Source organism: Streptomyces sp. Q6 (assembly GCF_036967205.1).
Lineage (GTDB): Bacteria > Actinomycetota > Actinomycetes > Streptomycetales > Streptomycetaceae > Streptomyces > Streptomyces citrinus.
Map to the genome: position 1 here is coordinate 4,631,239 of NZ_CP146022.1, position 18,030 is coordinate 4,649,268.

Annotated in this window: 22 protein-coding genes and 1 pseudogene; 10 read left to right on the plus strand and 13 right to left on the minus strand. The window is 71.9% G+C overall.

Annotation, left to right across the window (positions count from 1 at the left end; translation table 11 throughout):
- Positions 1 to 298: 298 nt before the first annotated feature.
- Entirely contained in the window at positions 299 to 1,144 is an 846-nt protein-coding gene (locus tag V2W30_RS21665) for a nitrilase-related carbon-nitrogen hydrolase (RefSeq protein WP_338698867.1), read from the minus strand.
- Positions 1,145 to 1,360: 216 nt separating this feature from the next.
- On the opposite strand from V2W30_RS21665, the gene bla reads away from it, so the two are divergent.
- Positions 1,361 to 2,344 (plus strand): class A beta-lactamase, encoded by a 984-nt coding sequence (gene bla / locus V2W30_RS21670; RefSeq protein WP_338698868.1) that lies wholly within the window; start codon positions 1,361 to 1,363, stop codon positions 2,342 to 2,344.
- On the opposite strand, the gene V2W30_RS21675 is transcribed toward bla, so the two are convergent.
- The gene (locus V2W30_RS21675; RefSeq protein ID WP_338698870.1) at positions 2,337 to 2,558 is read right to left on the minus strand and encodes an Lrp/AsnC ligand binding domain-containing protein; all 222 of its coding nucleotides are present in this window, start codon (positions 2,556 to 2,558) and stop codon (positions 2,337 to 2,339) included. The two genes, bla and V2W30_RS21675, sit on opposite strands and share 8 nt — an antisense overlap.
- Between V2W30_RS21675 and V2W30_RS21680 the strand changes: the two genes are divergently transcribed.
- Entirely contained in the window at positions 2,557 to 2,922 is a 366-nt protein-coding gene (locus V2W30_RS21680) for a hypothetical protein (protein WP_338698872.1), read from the plus strand. The two genes, V2W30_RS21675 and V2W30_RS21680, sit on opposite strands and share 2 nt — an antisense overlap.
- Here V2W30_RS21680 and V2W30_RS21685 read toward each other — a convergent pair.
- Positions 2,898 to 3,815 carry an NAD(P)H-binding protein gene (locus tag V2W30_RS21685; RefSeq protein ID WP_338698874.1) on the minus strand — a complete coding sequence of 306 codons (918 nt, stop codon included), beginning with the start codon at positions 3,813 to 3,815 and terminating at the stop codon, positions 2,898 to 2,900. The genes V2W30_RS21680 and V2W30_RS21685 overlap by 25 nt on opposite strands.
- Positions 3,816 to 3,897: 82 nt before the next feature.
- On the opposite strand from V2W30_RS21685, the gene V2W30_RS21690 reads away from it, so the two are divergent.
- Both V2W30_RS21690 and V2W30_RS21695 read left to right on the plus strand, forming a co-directional pair.
- On the plus strand, positions 3,898 to 4,389 hold the full coding sequence (locus V2W30_RS21690) for a helix-turn-helix domain-containing protein (protein ID WP_338698876.1): 492 nt from the start codon (positions 3,898 to 3,900) through the stop codon (positions 4,387 to 4,389).
- Complete coding sequence (locus V2W30_RS21695) at positions 4,386 to 5,597, plus strand: DUF2786 domain-containing protein (RefSeq protein ID WP_338698877.1); 1,212 nt, start codon at positions 4,386 to 4,388, stop codon at positions 5,595 to 5,597. Before V2W30_RS21690 ends, V2W30_RS21695 begins: the two co-directional genes overlap by 4 nt.
- Positions 5,598 to 5,746: 149 nt before the next feature.
- On the opposite strand, the gene V2W30_RS21700 is transcribed toward V2W30_RS21695, so the two are convergent.
- Positions 5,747 to 6,841, minus strand: coding sequence for a Gfo/Idh/MocA family oxidoreductase (locus V2W30_RS21700; RefSeq protein WP_338698879.1), 1,095 nt, complete (start codon positions 6,839 to 6,841; stop codon positions 5,747 to 5,749).
- A gap of 331 nt (positions 6,842 to 7,172) precedes the next feature.
- On the opposite strand from V2W30_RS21700, the gene V2W30_RS21705 reads away from it, so the two are divergent.
- Both V2W30_RS21705 and V2W30_RS21710 read left to right on the plus strand, forming a co-directional pair.
- Entirely contained in the window at positions 7,173 to 7,568 is a 396-nt protein-coding gene (locus tag V2W30_RS21705; protein ID WP_338698881.1) for an ArsR/SmtB family transcription factor, read from the plus strand.
- A 38-nt stretch (positions 7,569 to 7,606) separates the two neighbouring features.
- Positions 7,607 to 9,943: pseudogene (locus V2W30_RS21710) on the plus strand (FUSC family protein); the annotation flags it as partial.
- A 209-nt stretch (positions 9,944 to 10,152) separates the two neighbouring features.
- Here the strand turns inward: V2W30_RS21710 and V2W30_RS21715 are convergent.
- The 3 genes from V2W30_RS21715 to rpmB form a co-directional block, all read right to left on the minus strand.
- Positions 10,153 to 10,662, minus strand: a complete 510-nt coding sequence (locus tag V2W30_RS21715) for a hypothetical protein (RefSeq protein WP_338698883.1) — start codon at positions 10,660 to 10,662, stop codon at positions 10,153 to 10,155.
- 98 nt (positions 10,663 to 10,760) lie between these two features.
- A complete protein-coding gene (rpsN, locus tag V2W30_RS21720; protein ID WP_338698885.1) occupies positions 10,761 to 11,066 on the minus strand; it encodes a 30S ribosomal protein S14 in 306 nt (101 codons plus the stop codon).
- On the minus strand, positions 11,066 to 11,302 hold the full coding sequence (gene rpmB, locus V2W30_RS21725; protein ID WP_338698887.1) for a 50S ribosomal protein L28: 237 nt from the start codon (positions 11,300 to 11,302) through the stop codon (positions 11,066 to 11,068). The genes rpsN and rpmB overlap by 1 nt, the downstream gene beginning before the upstream one ends.
- A 74-nt stretch (positions 11,303 to 11,376) precedes the next feature.
- Here rpmB and rpmG point away from each other — a divergent pair, with 74 nt between their 5' ends.
- Genes rpmG through V2W30_RS21740 form a run of 3 tightly spaced genes read left to right on the plus strand, consistent with a single transcriptional unit; the run spans position 11,377 to position 12,946 of the window.
- Complete coding sequence (rpmG, locus tag V2W30_RS21730) at positions 11,377 to 11,541, plus strand: 50S ribosomal protein L33 (RefSeq protein ID WP_057612397.1); 165 nt, start codon at positions 11,377 to 11,379, stop codon at positions 11,539 to 11,541.
- Positions 11,542 to 11,546: 5 nt separating this feature from the next.
- Entirely contained in the window at positions 11,547 to 11,801 is a 255-nt protein-coding gene (locus V2W30_RS21735; protein WP_338698893.1) for a type B 50S ribosomal protein L31, read from the plus strand.
- On the plus strand, positions 11,798 to 12,946 hold the full coding sequence (locus tag V2W30_RS21740) for a CobW family GTP-binding protein (protein WP_338698895.1): 1,149 nt from the start codon (positions 11,798 to 11,800) through the stop codon (positions 12,944 to 12,946). Before V2W30_RS21735 ends, V2W30_RS21740 begins: the two co-directional genes overlap by 4 nt.
- A 22-nt stretch (positions 12,947 to 12,968) precedes the next feature.
- Here V2W30_RS21740 and V2W30_RS21745 read toward each other — a convergent pair whose 3' ends face one another.
- Together V2W30_RS21745 and V2W30_RS21750 are read right to left on the minus strand one after the other, a co-directional pair.
- Entirely contained in the window at positions 12,969 to 14,444 is a 1,476-nt protein-coding gene (locus V2W30_RS21745) for an aldehyde dehydrogenase family protein (protein ID WP_338698897.1), read from the minus strand.
- 99 nt (positions 14,445 to 14,543) lie between these two features.
- Positions 14,544 to 15,410, minus strand: a complete 867-nt coding sequence (locus V2W30_RS21750; protein WP_338698899.1) for a helix-turn-helix transcriptional regulator — start codon at positions 15,408 to 15,410, stop codon at positions 14,544 to 14,546.
- A 258-nt stretch (positions 15,411 to 15,668) separates the two neighbouring features.
- On the opposite strand from V2W30_RS21750, the gene V2W30_RS21755 reads away from it, so the two are divergent.
- A complete protein-coding gene (locus tag V2W30_RS21755; protein WP_338698901.1) occupies positions 15,669 to 16,151 on the plus strand; it encodes an ATP-binding protein in 483 nt (160 codons plus the stop codon).
- Between the two features lie 79 nt (positions 16,152 to 16,230).
- Here V2W30_RS21755 and V2W30_RS21760 read toward each other — a convergent pair whose 3' ends face one another.
- The 4 genes from V2W30_RS21760 to V2W30_RS21775 form a co-directional block, all read right to left on the minus strand.
- Positions 16,231 to 16,470 carry a DUF397 domain-containing protein gene (locus V2W30_RS21760; RefSeq protein WP_338698903.1) on the minus strand — a complete coding sequence of 80 codons (240 nt, stop codon included), beginning with the start codon at positions 16,468 to 16,470 and terminating at the stop codon, positions 16,231 to 16,233.
- Between the two features lie 147 nt (positions 16,471 to 16,617).
- The gene (locus tag V2W30_RS21765) at positions 16,618 to 17,046 is read right to left on the minus strand and encodes an SRPBCC domain-containing protein (RefSeq protein ID WP_338703717.1); all 429 of its coding nucleotides are present in this window, start codon (positions 17,044 to 17,046) and stop codon (positions 16,618 to 16,620) included.
- Between the two features lie 179 nt (positions 17,047 to 17,225).
- Positions 17,226 to 17,591 (minus strand): metalloregulator ArsR/SmtB family transcription factor, encoded by a 366-nt coding sequence (locus V2W30_RS21770; protein WP_338698905.1) that lies wholly within the window; start codon positions 17,589 to 17,591, stop codon positions 17,226 to 17,228.
- A gap of 5 nt (positions 17,592 to 17,596) precedes the next feature.
- A complete protein-coding gene (locus tag V2W30_RS21775; RefSeq protein ID WP_338698906.1) occupies positions 17,597 to 17,974 on the minus strand; it encodes a VOC family protein in 378 nt (125 codons plus the stop codon).
- Positions 17,975 to 18,030 lie beyond the last annotated feature (56 nt).

Sequence of the window (18,030 nt, forward strand, 5' to 3'; positions counted from 1 at the left end):
GGATACCGGCCCTGAGATTGCGGCACGCATCGGCCCGCACGTCGGCACTGAGGTCGCGGCACGCATCGGCCCGCACGTCGGCACTGGCGTGGAGGCTGGCACCGGCCGTCACATCAAGACCGGCATCCAGCCCGGCACCCCAACCGGGCCTGGCACCCGGACCGGGTCCGGCACTCCAACCGGGCCTGGCACCCGGACCGGCCCCGGCGCCTCGACCGGTCCCGGCACCTCGACCGGTCCCGGCGCCTCGCCTGGCGTCGAGGCCGGCGTCGGGGCTGATCCTGGGGCCGGGGGCGTTTCAGCTGTCGCCGCCCTCGTCGATCAGGCGGCGGACCTCTCGGTCGATCAGGCCGAGTCGGGCCTCTGCCACCAGGGGGACCGCTCGGCGCTGTCGGCGGGCCTCGTGGACGTCGATGTCGACCGTGACCAGGCCCGGCTCCCACTGGGGGGCCTGGGCGACGACCGTGCCACGCGGGTCGACGACGCGGGAGCCGCCCCAGAAGGAGGCGCCGTTCTCGTTGCCGACCCGGTTCACGAAGACGACCCAGCACTGGAGCATCTTCGCCGTGTACGCGAGCAGCGTGTCCCAGTACAGGCCCGTGTCCATGGCCTCCGGGTCGAGCGTGGCCGCGCTGTTCGCGGGGACGACGACGACCTCGGCTCCGTCCTGCACCGCCAGCCAGGGCAGGACCGGTTGCCAGGCGTCGTTGCAGACGAGGGTCGCGGCGCGGCCCCGTCCGCCGGGCAGGTCGTAGGCGCGCAGGTGCTGGCCGGGGCTGACGTGCTTGCGTTCCTCCCAGGCCAGGTAGTTCGGGAGGTACAGCTTGCGGTGGGAGTGGAGGAGGGCGCCGCCCGCGTAGTAGGCCGAGGTGTTGTAGGCGCGCAGGCTGGTGTGCTCGTGGAAGCCGACCAGGACGTCGGGGCCGGAGTCCGGCGTCGTCAGGGCGAGCAGGCGGGGGTCGTCGGCGGCGATCGACGTGTCCGTGTTCAGCGCGCCGAGGTGGTAGCCGTGCAGGCTCAGCTCGGGGAAGACGACCAGGTCTGCGTTCTGGGCCGCGGCCTGGTCGAGCTGGTCGCGGGCCGTGGCGAGGTTCGCGTCGACGTCACCCAGCGCGCAGTCGGTCTGTGCCAGAGCCACTCTCATGGGGACGAGCCTTGCAGGGTTGGCCTGCGGCGGCATCTGGAACAGAGCGGAGCAGAACAGCACGGAGCAGAACAGCACAGAGCAGAGCAGCGCGGGGCCGTCGGGGCGGTCTCGGTTCGCCTCGCCGCTGTCGGAGATCGTTGTGCGGGGGTGGACGGCCGTGCATCGTGGGTGATCGCGTCGTTCCTGGCGCCCGTACGGAACGAGAGGTCTGTCGTGCACCTGCATCGTCGTCGCTTACTCAGCGGGGCCGCCGCCCTCACCGGGACCCTGGTCGTCGGATCCGGGGCCTCCGCCCGCGCGGCTTCTCCTTCCACTTCAGCGGGGGCGTCCGACGCCGTCTCCGACGCCTTCTCCATCGACGTTGCCGACCGTTTCGCCGCCCTGGAGCGGCGGCACGGTGCCCGGCTCGGGGTGTTCGGGTACGACGTGCGGACCGGGGTGGCCGTTCGGTACCGGGCCGACGAGCGGTTCCCCCTGTGTTCCACCTTCAAGACGCTGGCCGTCGCGGCCGTGTTGCGGGACCTGGACCGGCGCGGGGAGTTCCTCGCGCGGCGCGTCCGGTACACGCAGGCCGACATCGACCGGTCGGGCGGCGCGCCCGTCACCGGTGAGAAGGAGAACCTCAAGCACGGCATGACGGTCGCCGAGCTGTGTGCCGCCGCCGTCTCCTACAGCGACAACACCGCAGCGAACCTGCTCCTGCGCGCGCTCGGCGGACCCACCGCCGTCACCCGCTTCGCCCGTTCGACCGGTGACCGCGTGACCCGGCTCGACCGCTGGGAGCCCGAGCTGAACTCCGCCGAGCCGGACCGGGTCACCGACACCACCACCCCGCGCGCCATCGGCACGACGTACGCGCGTCTCGTGCTCGGCCGGGTGCTGGAGCCCGAGGACCGTGCGCGGCTGACCGGTTGGCTGCTCGGGAACACCACGAGCGGCGAACGGTTCCGTGCCGGGCTGCCCGACGACTGGGTCCTCGGCGACAAGACCGGCACGGGTTCGTACGGCACGGCGAACGACGTCGGTATCGCCTGGAAGCCCGGCGCGCCCCCGTACGGTCATCGCTCCTCCGGCCGCGGTGACCGTACCGACCCCGTCGTGCTGTCCGTGCTCACCACCAAGCCGGGCGAGGGCGCGGCGGCGGACAGTCAACTCGTCGCTGAAGCGGCGAAGTTGATGGCCGGTGCTCTCAGCTGAGAGGTGTCACCACCGGCGCGCTCACGTGCTGGTAGATGATCGAACTGCGGAACGTGACGACTTCGCGGCGTGGACTGAACCGGTCCATGAGGAGGGCGTGGAGCTGTTCCACGTCCCGCACGGCCACGTGCGCCACGAGGTCGTCGCCGCCCGCGACGACGTACACCGTGAGCACTTCCGGGAGCCCGGCCACGTAACTCTTGGTGCTCTCCATGACTTCGCGGCTCAGCGGGCGGATCTGGAGGAAGATCAGCGCCTGGACGCGGCGGTCGAGCGCGGCGAGGTCGACCGTCGCGCTGACCCTCGCGTCGACGGCGGCGGACGTGGCCGGGCCCGCGTCCGTCCTCGCCTGGGAGGTGCTCGTTGCGGTGAGCCTGCCGGTGGCTCTGGTGTTCGCGGCGCTGGGCGCGCGGCGGCCGGACAGCGGTGGGGCCGCGGCGTTCGTGCGGGTGCTGTTGTTCTGTGGCCCGTACCTCCTGGTGCCCGCGCTGCTCGCGCCGGCATCGGATCGCGTACGGGCCCGAACCGCCGCCTGTGGAAAGGGAGTTGTGTGTCAGCGGGCGAGGGCCTCCGTGTAGGCGGCGATCGCCGGGCGGGGCTCCCGGGCGAGCAGCTCGCGCAGCGCCGACCGCTCGGCCGCCGCGATCCCCGAACCGTCCATGAAGCCCGCCGCGATCGCCGAGTACGTGCCCACCAGCATCGGCACCTGGAACGGCAGGGCGCCGGATGCGGCGAGCCGGGCACGGGCCTCGGCGAGACCGGCGGCAGCGGCAGACCGAGGACGGCCGTCGGGGGCGGCAGCACCGGCGGGCCGAGGGAGGTCGGAGGGCTCCGGCTCGGTTAGCCCCGAGGGCGCGTACGTAGATCTGGTCGCCGCCGCCAACTCCGCTCCGCCCAGAGGCACTTCGCCGACCAACTCGTATGTGCGCCCCGCGTGTGCCGACGGATCCAGGGCGACCCGGGCCGCGACCTCCGCGAGGTCGGCGCGGGCCACCGCCGCGAGCCGGCCCGTGCCGAGCGGCGCGCTGATCACGCCGTCCGCGTCGGGTGCGGCGAGGAAGGCGAGCAGTTCGGCGTAGAGGCCGTTGCGCAGCACCGTCCAGGTCAGGGTGGGGGACTCGCGCAGGCGGCGTTCGGTCCAGCGGTGGGCGAGCGCGTACGGCAGGTGGTCGCCGTCGCCGGACAGGCTCGTGTAGACGACGTGCCGCACGCCCGCCTTCTCGGCCGCGGTGATCGCGGCGTCGTGCCGGGCGATGACGACGTCGTCCTCCCCGTAACCGGCCGAGATCAGCAGCAGGGTGTCCACCCCCTCGAAGCCCTCCGTCAGTGATCGCGGGTCGTCGAAGTCGATCCGCCGCCGCCCGCCGCCGTCCCCCGGCGCGCGGGTGCCGAGCAGCACGTCGTCGCGGCCCGCGAGCCGCCCCGCGATCAAGGTGCCCAGTTCGCCGGAAGCGCCTGTGACCAGCAGCATGGAAGGTCCCCCTCGTGGAATGTGTTGCGTTTGCTGAGACCATCGTGGGGGCGCGGGAGCGGCCGCGTAAGGAGGCATTTTCATGTCAGTAGGGCACACCGGGGTAACCACGTCGGCCGTCTCGGACCAGGTCGACCCCGTGGACCCCGTGGACCCCGTGGACCCCGTGGATCCCGTGGATCCCGTGCATCCCGTGGACGCGGTGGACCCCGTCGTCACCTGTGAGGATCACGACGACTGCGGGATCCGGGACGTCCTCGACCGGCTCGGCGACAAGTGGTCGGTGCTCGTCGTGGTCGAACTCGCCGCCGGTGTGCGCCGGTTCAGGGAGTTGCAGCGCGCCGTGACCGGCATCTCGCAGCGCATGCTGACGCTGACCGTGCGCCGTCTGGAGCGCGACGGACTGGTGAAGCGGACCGTGTACGCGACCGTCCCGCCGCAGGTCGAGTACGAGCTCACGGAGCTGGGCCACAGCCTCACGCACCTCATCAAGGGCCTCGCCGACTGGTCCCGTGAGCACAAGCCGGCCATCGCCGCGTCCCGCGCGGCCTGGGACGAGGCCGACCGCACATGACGAGCACGGTCGAGCGCGCCTTTGCCGCCGCGCTGTACACGGACAGCGACCCCGGAGCCGCGAAGGCGGCCGGGAGGGCCAAAGCGGCCAAGGCGGTCAGAGCCGCCGCCCAGGGCGTGGACACCGGCGCCTCCCTGCTCGCCGCCGACCCGTCCGCCGACGCCGAACTCGACGCCCGGGGGCGGGAGTTCGTGCGCCGGGCCTGGGAGCGCGGCTGGCAGCCCGCCGACGTGATCCGCATGGTCGTACGGGAGGAAGGGCTCGACGCGGAGCACGTACGCCTGGCCGCCCGGCTCATCCGCGCCGAGACCGGCCGCTACGACACCCTTCCGCCGCGCTGGGCCGCCCAGCTCGCCGACGTACCGGACGAGGCGCCCGCGCCCACGGACCGGTTCTCCGCCGCGACGCGCGCCCTGGAGCTGTACCGGCTGCTGCTGCGGCTGCCGCCGATCGAGCCGGTCGGGCCGGTGCCGGGCGAGTCGGTGACCGCCCCCGTGGCGGGCGATTCGCGCGCCCTCGCCCGGATCCGCGCGCTGCTCGCCAAGGCGGAGGCGACGGGGTATCCGCCGGAGGCCGAGGCGCTGACCGCCAAGGCGCAGGAGCTGATGGCCCGGCACGCGGTCGACGAGGCGCTGCTCGCCTCCCGTGCGCAGGCGAAGGACGCCCCGGCCGCGTGCCGGATCGGCGTCGACGCCCCGTACGAGACGGCGAAGGCGGTGCTGCTCGACGCCGTCGCCACGGCGAACCGTTGCCGTGCCGTGTGGAACAGCGCGTTCGGCTTCTCGACCGTCGTCGGCTTCGCGTCCGACCTGGAGGTCGTGGAACTGCTCTATACGTCACTTCTCGTGCAGGGCGACGCCGCGATGACGCGGGCCGAGGCGGAGCAGCGGGCGGGCGGCAGGAAGCGTACGAAGACGTTCCGGCAGTCGTTCCTCGCCGCGTACGCCCATCGGGTCGGCGCCCGGCTCGCCGAGGTGTCCGGTGAAGTGACGGGCGCGGCAGGGGAGTTGCTGCCGGTCCTCGTGGCTCGCGATGTCGCGGTGACGGACCGGGCCGAGGAGATGTTTCCCGAGACGGTGACGACGCGGATGAGGGGCGTCACGGACGGGGCGGGCTGGGACGAGGGCACCGCTGCGGCGCAGCGGGCCCGCCTCGGCCGAGGGGCGGGAACCTCGACCGAGGGGCAGGCACGGCTGAGAAGCTCCTGATCTCCTGAGCCCGTGAGCCCGTGAGCCCGTGAGCCCGTGAGCCCGTGAGCCCGTGAGTGCGTGAGTGCGTGATCCGGTGAGTGCGTGAGTCCGCGAGCCCGTGGTCCCCTGATCCCTCGCTGGGCGGAGTCCGGAAGGGTGCGGGGTGCTCAGACTGTCGCGCGCTCGATGCGGTCGAGCAGGCGGTGGTGCCGGGTGGCGTGCGCGAAGTCCGGCACCACGGAGGTGCCGTCCGCCAGATCGCGGCGGATCTGGGCGTAGGCGGCACCCACGTTGTACGCCTGGGTGCCGCGCACGGCCTCCAGCGCCGGGTCGAAGTACCGATCAGGGACGGGGAGTTGAGTGAGCTCGGCGCCGGAGGAGGCGTTCGCCCCGGCGATCGTGTACTCGCCCATCTGGAGGTGGCCGTGGTCGCCGGTGACGATCAGGTCGCCGTCGGTGCCGTTGATCTCCCACTGGAAGTTCGTGCCGCGCGACATGCCGCCCCGGTAGTGCACGGAGGCGACCGCGCCGGAGGTGAGCACCCCGCCGAGCACGATCTGGTCGGCGACGTCCGGTCGGTGGACGGTGCCGGTGCGGTCCTTGAGTTCGCGGCGCCGGGTGGCGGTGACCGCGCTGACGGTCTCGACGTCCCCGAGGACCGACGTCAGGCCGTCCAGGGTGTGCCCGAACGGAATGGTGAGCATGTTGGCGCCCGTCGCCCGGTCGAGGAGGTAGGCGGCGCCTTCCGGGAAGTCCGCGCCCCAGCCCCGCCCGGACGCCACCAGGCTCGTGGAGAGGACCTCGCCGACATACCCGTCGGCGACCAGATCGCGCAGGTACCGCACGACGGGTGCGGAGCGCGCCTGGAGCCCGGTGAAGGTGCGCAGCCCGCGCCCGGCGGCGAGCGCGGTCAGCTCCTCGGCCTCGGCGAGCCCGGTGCCCAGCGGCCACTCGGAGAACACGGCCTTCCCCTCGGCCAGGGCGGCCTCGATGATCTCCCGGTGGTCGGGCACCTTGACGGTGACGACGACGAGGTCGACCTCGTCGGACGCGGCCAGTTCGGCGGCCGTGCCGAAGGAGTGCGGGACGCCGTACGTCTCGGCGGCCCGCCGCGCGGACTCGGCGCTGCTCGCGGAGAGCGCGCGCACCTCGAAGCCGTCCAGTTGTCGCAGCGCGGGCAGGTGCCCCAGGGAGGCCCAGCCGCGCCGGGCGGAGAGGCCGACGATGCCGACGCGGACGGGTGACTGCGGGGACGACGGCATGGCGGGCTCCTCCGTAGGACGGTGAGACGGCAGGCGGCAGGCGACAGGCGGCAAGCGGAAAGCGGAAAGCGGAAAGCGGCGGGACGGCAAGCCGGCAAGGACGGCAAGCGGCAAGACGGCAGGCGGTAAGATGGAGGTGTTCGACGCGTGACGAACACCTACTGCCGGAGTGTACGCACGGCATCGAACACCCCGCAAGATCCACCCGATCCGCCCCGCAGGATCCCTCGATCCGCCCCGCAAGGCCCCCGATCCGATCCGATCTGATTCGCTCCGATCCGCTCCGCTCTGCGAGATCCACCCCGCACGACACCCCGAAGGGAAGCCCCGGATGACGGCCAAAGAGACCGCCGCCCCCGTGTCCGCCGCCCCCGTGTCCGCCGCCCCCGCGTCCGCCGCCCCCGCATCCGCGGGCCACCGCGCGGCCCCGGTCCACGTCCACCCCCGTGAGGTGTCCCTGGAAGCCGCCCTGCTCGCCCTCGCGGACCCCGTCCGCCGCACTCTCGTACGGGAACTCGCCGCGTCCGGCCCCTGGCAGCGGACCTGTGGCACCTTCGACGTGCCCGTCACCAAGGCCACGCTGAGCCGGCACTTCGCGGTACTGCGCGAGGCCGGCCTCCTGGAGCAGAAGGACGCGGGGGCGCGCCGCTTCAACCGGCTGCGTGAGGAGGAGTTCGGCGAACGCTTCCCGGGCCTGCTCGATCTGGTGCTCCGCGACGAGGGCTGAGCGTCCTGTTTGTTGGTTTATGACCGTATTCTGGCGGGGTGAGCTGGTTCCGGGCGCTGAAGGACACCACGCGCTCGGGCCTGACGGTCGAGCGCAAACGTCTGGAACCCTTGATCGCCCTGCGCGGCGCCGCCGGGCTCGCGATCGTGATCACGGTCAGCCTGACGCTGTTCGGCCCGGCTGTGGCGGCGGGTTCGGCGTTCGGCGCGTACCAGGCGGCGATCGCCACGTTCCAGCGCAGCTGGCGGCCCCGCCCCGAACTGGCCCTCGCGTCCGGCGCGAGCCTCGGTGTCTCCACGTTCCTGGGCTACCTCACCGGCTCGCACCTCTTCCTCTTCCTGCCGCTGCTCGCGGTCTGGACGTTCATGGCGGGCCTGGCCTGGGCTGCGGGCCCGACGATCGGCATCATCGCCTCGTCGAACGTCGCGATGATGCTGGTGACCATCACCCTGCCGACGTCGGTCGCGCAGGCGGCGGGACACGCGGCGATGATGGCGTTCGGCGGCCTGGTCCAGGCGGCGCTGGTGATCCTCTTCCCCGTACGGCGATGGGGAGCGCACCGCGACGCCCTCGCCGACGCGCTCGCCGCCGAGGCCGACTACGCGCGGCGGCTGCGGCACGACCCGGTCGCCCCGTTCGACCCGCAGCCGCTGATGCTGGCCCGCAGCGCCGCCGCGCTCACCCCGCGCCAGGCCCGCACCCGCCCCGCCCAGCTGCACGGCGCCCGCGGTCTCGCCGAGCGCATCCGGCCGGTCCTCGCCTCCTCGCCGACCCGGCGGTGGGCGCCCCGCCGACGGCCCGGAACGCGACCGGGTCCGTGAACTCCTCGCCGCGGCGGGCTCGATCCTCGACGCGGCGGCCCGCGCGATCCGGCACGGCACGCCGGTCGTGATCCCGTCGGGCGCGATCGCCGCGTTCCGCACCCCGGACACGGGGGCGATCCTCGCGGGCCCGCCGGCGCGGGCGGCGAAACGCCTCGGCTCGCTGCTTCGGGACGTGGTGGAGACGGCGGGCGGCGACCAGACGACGACGCCGACCGCCCCGTGGACCCACCCCTTCCGCCGCAGGCACACGACACCTCCGGACGGCGCCGCACCGACCCCGGCCCGGACCACGGACGGCCAGGCCCCGACCCCGAACCCGGACGGCCCCACACAGGCCCCGAACCTGAACTCGGCCTCGACCCCGGCCCCGACCTCGGCCCCGCCCCTGGACGAACCCACGCCGACCACAGCCCCACCCCTCGGCCAACCGACCCCACCCCTCGATCAAGCGGTCCCACCCCTCGACCAACAGACCCCACCGCCCGACCAACAGACCCCACCGCCCACCCCCAGGCGAAGCCCCTGCGCCGCCCCACCCTCGTCCAGCTCCTCCCGGCCGCCGCGCGAGCGATCCGCAAAGAGGCCACCCCCGGTTCGCCGATCCTGCGCCACGCCACCCGCGTCAGCACCGTCGCCGTGGCGGGCTACCTCATCGGCAACGCCCTGCCGCTGGGCCACGGCTACTGGGCGCCGATGTCCGCCGTGATGGTCATGCGCCCCGACTTCTCGCAGACGTACTCCCGGGCGGTGGCCCGTTTCGGCGGCACCCTCGTCGGTGTCACGCTGGCCACGGCGGTCGTCCAACTCGCCGATCCGGGAACGCAGTTGTCGGCCGTCCTCGCCGTCTGCTGCGCGGGCCTGATGTACCTGCTCATGCGCACGGGCCAGCTCGCGGCGCAGGCCTGTGTCGCCATGTACGTCGTGTTCCTGCTCGGCATGGGCGGCGAGGAGTGGGGTCAGACGGTTCCCGAGCGCGTCGTCCTCACTCTCGTCGGCGGGCTGCTCGCGACGCTCTCGTACGCGCTGTACCCGGCGTGGGAGACCCCGCGCCTGCGCACCCGCCTCGCCGACTGGCTGGCCGCGCTCGGCGAGTACGCGGCCGCGGTCGTCGGCCACTACGCCCACCCCGACGGCAAGGCGTGCCCGGACGTCCGTGAGGCTCTGCTGAAGGCCCGCAACACCCATATCGCCTGGTTGGAGGCCGTGGCGCGGGCCAAGACCGAACCCGTACGCCATCGTGGCCTGTCCCGCACCGCGGCCGATGACGCCGCCGACGCCCTGCACCACCTGGGCCGGGTCGCGATGCTGATGGAGGCGCACCTGCCCGAGCGCGGCGCCACGCCCGTCCCGGCGGCCGCGGCGCTCGCCGAGGCTCTGCGCACCGCGACGGCGGACGGCGCCCGCGCCCTGCGCGAACGCCGCGTCCCGCGCTGGAAGCCGGTCCGCGAGGCCCTGGATGCCTGGGACGGCGAGGGCGTGCCCGACCGGGTCGTGCGCCGCGGCGCCGGACTGCTCCTCGACGCCCTCGAAGACCTCTCCGACGCCCTCGACCACGACGTACCGCCGATGACGGTCAAGCCGCCCGAGCCCGAGCCCGAGCCCGAGCCCGAACCGGAGCCGCGACGCGAACCGGATCCGCAGCCGCAGCCGTCGCCCGAGCCACCGCCCGAGCCGCAGCCACCACCCGAGCCGAAAGCGCCGCGCGCCCCGGAGACACCCCCCGGCCCACAGCCGCCCGCCCCCTAGGGACCGGGCGCGGGTCAGCCGGTCGGGAGTCCGCTCGGCAGGCCCGTCGGCAGGTCGGTCGGGAGCTTTCCGTCCTTCGACTTCGTGAACGTGTCCTTCGCCCCGGCGTCCCAGGACACCGTCATCTTCGTCCCGTCGTTGGACTCGATCGTGCCCGTGCCGCGGTCGGTGTCCCCGTCCGCGCACTTCAGGTTGAGCGTCAGCTTGCCCGTGTCGGCGACGCCGCCGGTGCACAGATGTCCGTCGCCCGTGCTCAGCGACGCCTGCTTGCCGCCGATGACGAGGACGACGGCCTGCCCGTCGGTGGTGGCGCTCCAGATCCCCTCGGCGTCCTTCGCGGACCCGGCGGACCCGGCGGACCCGCCGTCGGGCGCGGCCGAGGACGCACTCGCCGAGGCCGTGTCCTGACCGCCGCCGCCACTGTCCCCGTCACCGCCACCGTCGTCACCGCTACAGCCGCTGACCGCCAGCGCGGCCACGAGAGCGGCGACTCCCGCGACGACCCGTACGTTCCTGATGCGCACAACTTCCCCCTACGTCACTGCGGTTACGACCCTGCGGCCTGCCGAACGGGCACGGCCCCGGCAGCGGTGCCGGAAAACGCCCCGCAAGTTACCAGCAGTCACCAGGACGACTTGCGTACCCCCGGCAGGAATCCGGCGTGCGCTTGCTCACGCACCCTGACCCTCGACAGTCCGAACGTCCGCAGATATCCGCGCGGCCGCCCGTCCACACCGTCCCTGTTCCGTACGCGGGTCGCGCTCGCGTCGCGCGGCTGCCGCGCCACCTCGCGCTGGGCCGCGGCGCGTTCGTTTGCCGAGCTGTCGGACCGCCGGATGATCTCCTTCAGCTCGGCCCGCCGTGCGGCGTACCGGGCGACGGTCGCGCGGCGCCGCTCGTTCTTCGCGATCTTGCTCTGCTTCGCCATCAGATCCGCACCCCGCGTGCCCGGATCCGGGCGACGGCCGCCTCGACGCCGATGGCGTCGACCGTCCTGATCCCCTTCGCGCTCAGCCGCAGCCGTACGTACCGGCCCTCGCTCGGCAGCCAGTACCGCTTGCGCTGGACGTTCGGGTCGAAGCGGCGCGCGGTGCGCCGGTGCGAGTGGGAGATGGAGTTTCCGAAGCCGGGGGAGGCCCCGGTCAGCATGCAGTGCGCGGACATGGTGGTGATGCACCTCTCATCAGTGGCGGCCGGATCCCTATTGAAAACGACAGCCATTTTCATATACTAGCCACATGGCACGCAACGAACTCCGACCGGTGATCAAACTCAGGTCCACCGCGGGGACCGGCTTCACGTACGTGACGCGCAAGAACCGCCGCAGTGACCCCGACCGCATGACCCTGCGCAAGTACGACCCCGTAGCGGGCCGCCACGTCGACTTCCGAGAGGAGCGCTGACCTTCATGAAGAACGGCATCCACCCCACGTACGGCCCGGTGGTCTTCCGGGACCGCGCCGCGAACCACGCCTTCCTGACCCGCTCGACGATGACGAGCGAGAAGACGGTCGAGTGGGCGGACGGGCACACGTACCCCGTCGTCGACGTCGAGATCTCCGACGTCAGCCACCCCTTCTACACCGGCAACCAGCGGGTTCTGGACACCGCGGGCCGCGTCGAGCGCTTCGAGCGCCGGTTCGGCAAGCGGTCCGGGCGGTGAACCGACTGCCCGTCGTGATCGTCGGCGGCCTGCACGCGGATGCGCGGCGGGCCGCCGTCGACGAGCTGCTCACGTCCGTCCCCGGCAGCGTCGCGCTCCACCACGACCTCTCCACCGCCGTGCGGGGCACCGTCGTACGGACCGTGCGCGACGCCACCGGGATCCTCGCCACCGGCGAGGCGCCACTGATCAACGACTGCGCCTGCTGCGCCCTGCGCGAGGATCTCGTCCCGGAGCTGGAGCGCCTCGCCGACGCGGGCCTCACCCGGCTCGCCGTCGTGGAGCTCTGGGACTCCGTCGAGCCCAAGGCGATGGCGGAGGTCGTGACCGGCCACGGCGGCGCGCACCTGCCGCTCTCCACCGTGATCACCGCGGTCGACCCGGCGCTGCTCCTGCCCTGCCTCGGCAACGGCGACGACCTCAGGGACGTCGGCCTCGCCGCGGCCGCCTCCGACCGGCGCACCGTCGCCGACACCTGGGCGCGCCAGCTGGAGTACGCGCCGGTGCTCGCCGTCGCGGACTCGGACCGGGCCGACGACGAGGACCGCGCGCTGCTCGCCCAGCTGCACCCGACCGCCCATCAGGTGACCCTGGGCAGCGGCGCGCTGGCGGCGGCCGCGCTGACCGGCGGCTTCGACGTGGAGGCGGCGGCCGCCGCCCAGCACCCGGCCTGCGCCCTGCTGCCCATCGACGCGGACGAGGCCGGAGTCTCCACGATGGTCTGGCACGCGCGCCGCCCGTTCCACCCCGAGCGGCTCTACGCCGCCCTGGAGGACCTCACCTGCGCCGCCGCCCGCAGTCGCGGCCGCTTCTGGCTCGCCGACCGCCCGGACACGCTCCTGCACTGGGACGCGGCCGGGGGCGCCCTGTGCGTGGAGAGCGCGGGCCCGTGGCTCCGCGCCCTGCCCGACGCCGCGTGGGAGTCGGTCCCGCCGATGCGCCGCGCCGCCGCCGCGCTCGACTGGCACCCCGAGCACGGCGACTGCTGCCAGCATCTGGTGTTCACCTCACCGGGACTGGACCGCGACGGCCTCGAACTGGTCCTGAACTCCTGCCTGTTGACGGACGCCGAGTACGCCTCGGGCCGCGACGCCTGGCAGCGGCTCAAGACGACGCCCGCCTTCGACGCCTTCCTGGAGGCGTGACCGTCGACGAGCGGTTTCGTGGTCAGAACGGGAACCGCGAGCGCCCGTGCTGCACCGAGATCCACTTCTGCGTGGTGAAGGCCTCCACCGTGGCCTCGCCGTTCAGGCGCCCGAGACCCGAGCGCTTCTCGCCGCCGAACGCGACGAGCGGCTCGTCGTGCACGGTCCCGTCGTTCACGTGGATCATGCCCGTGTCGATCTGATGGGCGAACGCCACACCCCGCTCCACGTCGCCCGTGTGCACGGCCCCGCTGAGCCCGTACGGGGTGTCGTTCGCGATCCGTACGGCCTCGTCGTCCCCGTCGAACGGGATGAGGATCGCGACCGGGCCGAAGATCTCCTGGCGCAGCACGGACGAGTCGGCCGGGATCCCGGTCAGGACGACCGGCTCCACCAGGTTCCCGTCCACCGCGCCCCGGACCAGAGCGGTCGCGCCCTCCGCGACGGCCTGCTCGACGACGCCCGTGATCGCCTCCGCCTGCGCCGAGTTGATGACGGGACCGATGACGGTCGACGGGTCGCGCGGGTCACCGGCGCGCAGCGTCCTGACCTTCGCGACGAACTTCTCCGTGAACTCCTTCTCGACCTTGCGGTCCACCAGGATCCGGTTCGCGGCCATGCAGACCTGGCCCTGGTGCACGTACCGGCTGAAGACCGCCGCGTCGACCGCGTAGTCGATGTCGGCGTCGTCGAGCACGGTCAGGGCGCTGTTGCCGCCGAGTTCGAGCACCGCGTGCTTGAACTGCGAGGCGCAGACCGTGGCGACGTGCTGGCCGATCTTGTCGGAGCCGGTGAACGAGATGACCTTCGGCACGGGGTGCGTGAGCAGGGCGTCGCCGATCTCGGCGATGTCCGTGATGACGACGTTGAGGAGTCCGGCCGGCAGCCCCGCGTCCTCGAAGATCTTCGCGACCAGCGAGCCACCGGTGATCGGGGTGTTCTGGTGCGGCTTGAGGACGACCGCGTTGCCCAGCGCGAGCGCCGGGGCCACGGACTTGATCGACAGCAGGAACGGGAAGTTGAACGGCGAGATCACGCCGACCACGCCCACCGGCACCCGGTAGACCCGGTTCTCCTTGCCGTCCACGGGCGAGGGGATGATCCGCCCCTGCGGCCGCAGTGTCAGCTGGACCGCCTCGCGCAGGAACTCCTTGGCGAGGTGCAGCTCGAACCCGGCCTTGACCCGGGTGCCGCCGAGCTCGTCGACGATCGCCTCGGCTATCGCCTCCTCGCGCTCCTCGATCAGGCTCAGCGCCTTCTCGAAGACGACGCGGCGCGCGTACGCGTTGGTCTTCGCCCAGTCCTTCTGCGCCCGCTCGGCGGCCCGGTACGCCTCGTCGACCTCGTCGACCGAGGCGATGGTGATGGAGGCGAGCTTGTCACCGCTGTACGGGTTGAAGTCGATGATGTCCCACGACCCGCGCCCCTGGCGCCATGAGCCGTCGATGAACTGCCGGTCCAGTTCCGTGAAGTACGCGTGTGCGGACTGTGAGGTCATGGGGTAATCCCTTGCTGAAGCGCCGGTCACCTGATGAGACGTCATCGTACGTCCGTGACCTGTCAGTTGCGGCAAGGGATCGATCAACTGGCGTGTGACTCAAGCGAATTCGGACAGCAGGCGATGCAGCAGTGTCAGGCTGTCCTCCGGGGACGGGCATTGCTCCCGCAGGTCCTCCATCGCCTTCTCGTACTGCGCGACGTCTTCGCGTTTGTCCAAGTAGAGGGCGCTGGTGAGCTGTTCGAGGAAGACGACGTCCGAGAGGTCGGACTCGGGGAACGTCAGAATGGTGAACGTGCCCGACTCGCCCGCGTGCCAGCCGTGGCTGAACGGCATGATCTGGAGCGTCACGTGCGGCAGCGCGGCCGCGTCGATCAGGTGCTCCAGCTGTCCGCGCATCACGTCGGGCCCGCCCTGCACCCGGCGCAACGCGGCCTCGTCCAGGATGATATGGACGTCGGGGGCCCGCTCGGAGACGAGCAGCTTCTGCCGCGCGAGGCGCAGGGTCACCCGCCGGTCGATGTCCTCGACGGCCGCCCCGCGCATGCCCTGCGCGACGACGGCGTGCGCGTACGCCTCGGTCTGCAACAGGCCGTGCACGAACTGCGCCTCGTATCCCCGGATCAGTGATGCGGCGCCTTCGAGGCCGACGTACGTCTGGAACCAGCCGGGCAGCACATCGGAGTAACTGTGCCACCAGCCCGCGACGTTGGCCTCTTTCACGAGGGAGAGCAGCGCCTCGCGTTCGGCGTCGTCGCTCACCCCGTACAGCGTCAGCAGATCCTCGACGTCCCTCGCCTTGAAGCTCACCCGTCCCAACTCCAAGCGGCTGATCTTCGATTCGGAGGCGCGGATCGAGTAGCCGGCGGCCTCTCGTGTGATGCCGCGCGATTCCCTCAGGCGCCTCAGTTGCGAGCCCAGCAGAATGCGCCGCACCACCGAGCCGCTCGACTCCCCAGCGGTCACGTCTCTTCATCCTCCCCATCGGTTCAAGGGCCGCAGTCTGCCATTAAAACGCCGCAGCCCGTACTCGTTCGGTTACAGAAAGGGAGAGATCGCGAAAGCCCTGCGCAAGAAGTCGTAGGAAGAAATGGTCAAGAAGTGGTACTGGAACGCCTAAGTCGGGCGCGTGCACGTGCATCTGCCCTTGCATCCCCTGTACGCATTCGGAACGATGGTCGCCACCACCGCTCGCTACGTACGCGAAACTGGGGAGTGCCTCGCATGGGGACGAATGGATCGACCATGCTCGAGCCGTTAAGGCAGGGCCTTCCCCCACTCGATCCCTCGGCCGTTTCCAGCGCCGCCTCGTGCGCGCTGGCCGCGAGATACGAAGCGGTGCGCAGCGCACGGGAGTTCACCCGCCGCACGCTCTCCGACTGGGACGTCCCCGAGCGCTTCGACGACATCTGCCTGGTCGTCTCCGAGCTGGTGACGAACGCCCTGCGGCACGCGCTCCCCGCCGACACCCCGTACGACCAGGACCCGCCGGTGCGGCTGCACCTGATGCGCTGGGCCTCACGTGTGGTGTGCGCGGTGCGCGACCCCAGCAACGACAGTCCGGAGGCCGGCGAGGGCACCCAGGACTTCTCGGCGGAGTCGGGGCGCGGCCTCTTCCTCGTCGACTCGTTCAGCGACAGCTGGGGCTGGCACCCGCTGGCCGGCACCCTCAGCGGCAAGGTGGTCTGGGCGCTCTTCATGCTCTGAAGAAGTCGGGTGCGCTTTCTACGCGCGTCCACCCCCAGGGGTCGTCCGCCGCGCGCTCATCGCGCGGCCGTGCGCCGGCTCACGTGGCTGTCAGGTGGTCGAACTCCCCGTCCTTCACGCCCAGGAGCATGGCCTCTATCTCGGCCGGCGTGTAGACGAGCGCGGGTCCGTCGGGGAAGTTCGAGTTGCGCATGGCCACCCTGCCGCCGGGCAGTTTCGCGAACTCCACGCAGGATCCCTGGGAGTTGCTGTGCCTGCTCTTCTGCCAGGTCACTCCGTGCAGCTCCGTGGCCGCCATGCCGTTGTACACGTGATGCACGGTTCGCTCCCGGTGGTGCTGTAACGGTGAACTGACCCTGTGGCAGATGTGAAAGCAGGGATCATCTGCCCCAACTGTCCAGGATCATAGCCGCGTTCATATGCGGCTGCATGGGCAGATGCACGTGCACGCCGGGTGTTCCCGTGGTTACAGCTCCGCCAGCACCTGCCCCCATGCCCGCAGTACATGCGAACGCCAACCACCGTCCATGATCTTCCGGGCGATCAGCTGTGCGGGATCGTCCGGGTCGAATCCCTCGTGCACAAGGATGAGACGCGTCCCACGCCCTTCCGGCTCCAGATTCCAAGTGATCGTCCAGTCCGCCGAGTTGGCGGGGGAGCGGTCGGACCACCGGACGCTGAGCATCCGTTCCTCCTCGTAGGAGAGGACCTCGACGTCGACGGTTCCGGAGAAGTTCGTGTTCGGCCGCGGTACGGACGTCATCGCGTACCGGTGTCCGACGCGCAGCCGGAAGTCCTCGCCGCCCGGCATCATCCAGCGGGCGATCAGCTCGGGTTCCGTCAGCGCGCGCCACACCTTGGCGGGCGGGTGCGGGAAGAAGTGGTCGACGGTGATGGTGGTGAGGTCGTGCCCATCGAGGTCGTCGGGATCGCTGGGGCCGCCGGACTCATTGGAGCTGCCCGGATCAATGGGGCCGCCGGACTCATTGGAGCTGCCCGGATCAATGGGGCCGCCGGGCTCACTGGAGCTGCCCGGATCAATGGGGTCGCTGGGACTGCTGGGGTTCTCGGGGCTCATGAGGCGCCATCGTCGGGCATGGCGTCGAGCACGTCGCCGAGGCTCCTCAGCTTCTGCCGCCAGAACCGCTCATAGGGGTGCAGCCAGTCCTGCACGTCGGCGAGCGGCGCGGCCTCCAGGCGGTAGATGCGCTGCCGGCCGGCCCGCTCCTCGCTCACCAGACCGGCCTCCCGCAACACCTTGAGATGCTCCGAGAGGCTCGGGCGCGCCATGTCGAACCGGTCGGCGATGGCCTGCACCGGCTGCGGCCCCGTCTCGCGCAGCAGGCGCAGGACCTCGCGACGGGTGCCGTTCGCGAGCGCGGCGAAGACGCGGTCCTGCCCGGCGGCGGACTCGGGTGTGCTCGCGCGCGCGAGTGGCATGGCGGTCAGCGCCCTTCCTTCTCCGTGATCAGCATCAGACCGTTGCCGTCCGGGTCGCGGAAGCCGGCCATCCGGCCCCAGGGCAGCTCGTCGGGTCCGGTGACCTCGACCCCGGCCGCGGCCAGTCGCGCGCAGTCGGCGTCGACATCGGTCGTCACCAACATGATCCCCTGCGCCGTACCGGGCACGAAAGTGCCCATCCCGGGCCCGGAGAGCGTGAAGACGGTCTGCGCCCCGGCCGGAGCGACCTGGAGCCAGCGGCCCGGCGGCATCTCCCGGTCGACCCGGACCTCGAAGCCGAGCACGTCCGTGTAGAAGCGCAGCGCGCGGTCCTGGTCCGTGACGGGGAGGGTGACGAAGGAGGCGTGCGTGATGGTGGTCATGCGCTCCACGATAGGTAGGGTTTTCCCTACGCGTCAAACGTAGGGGATTGCCTACG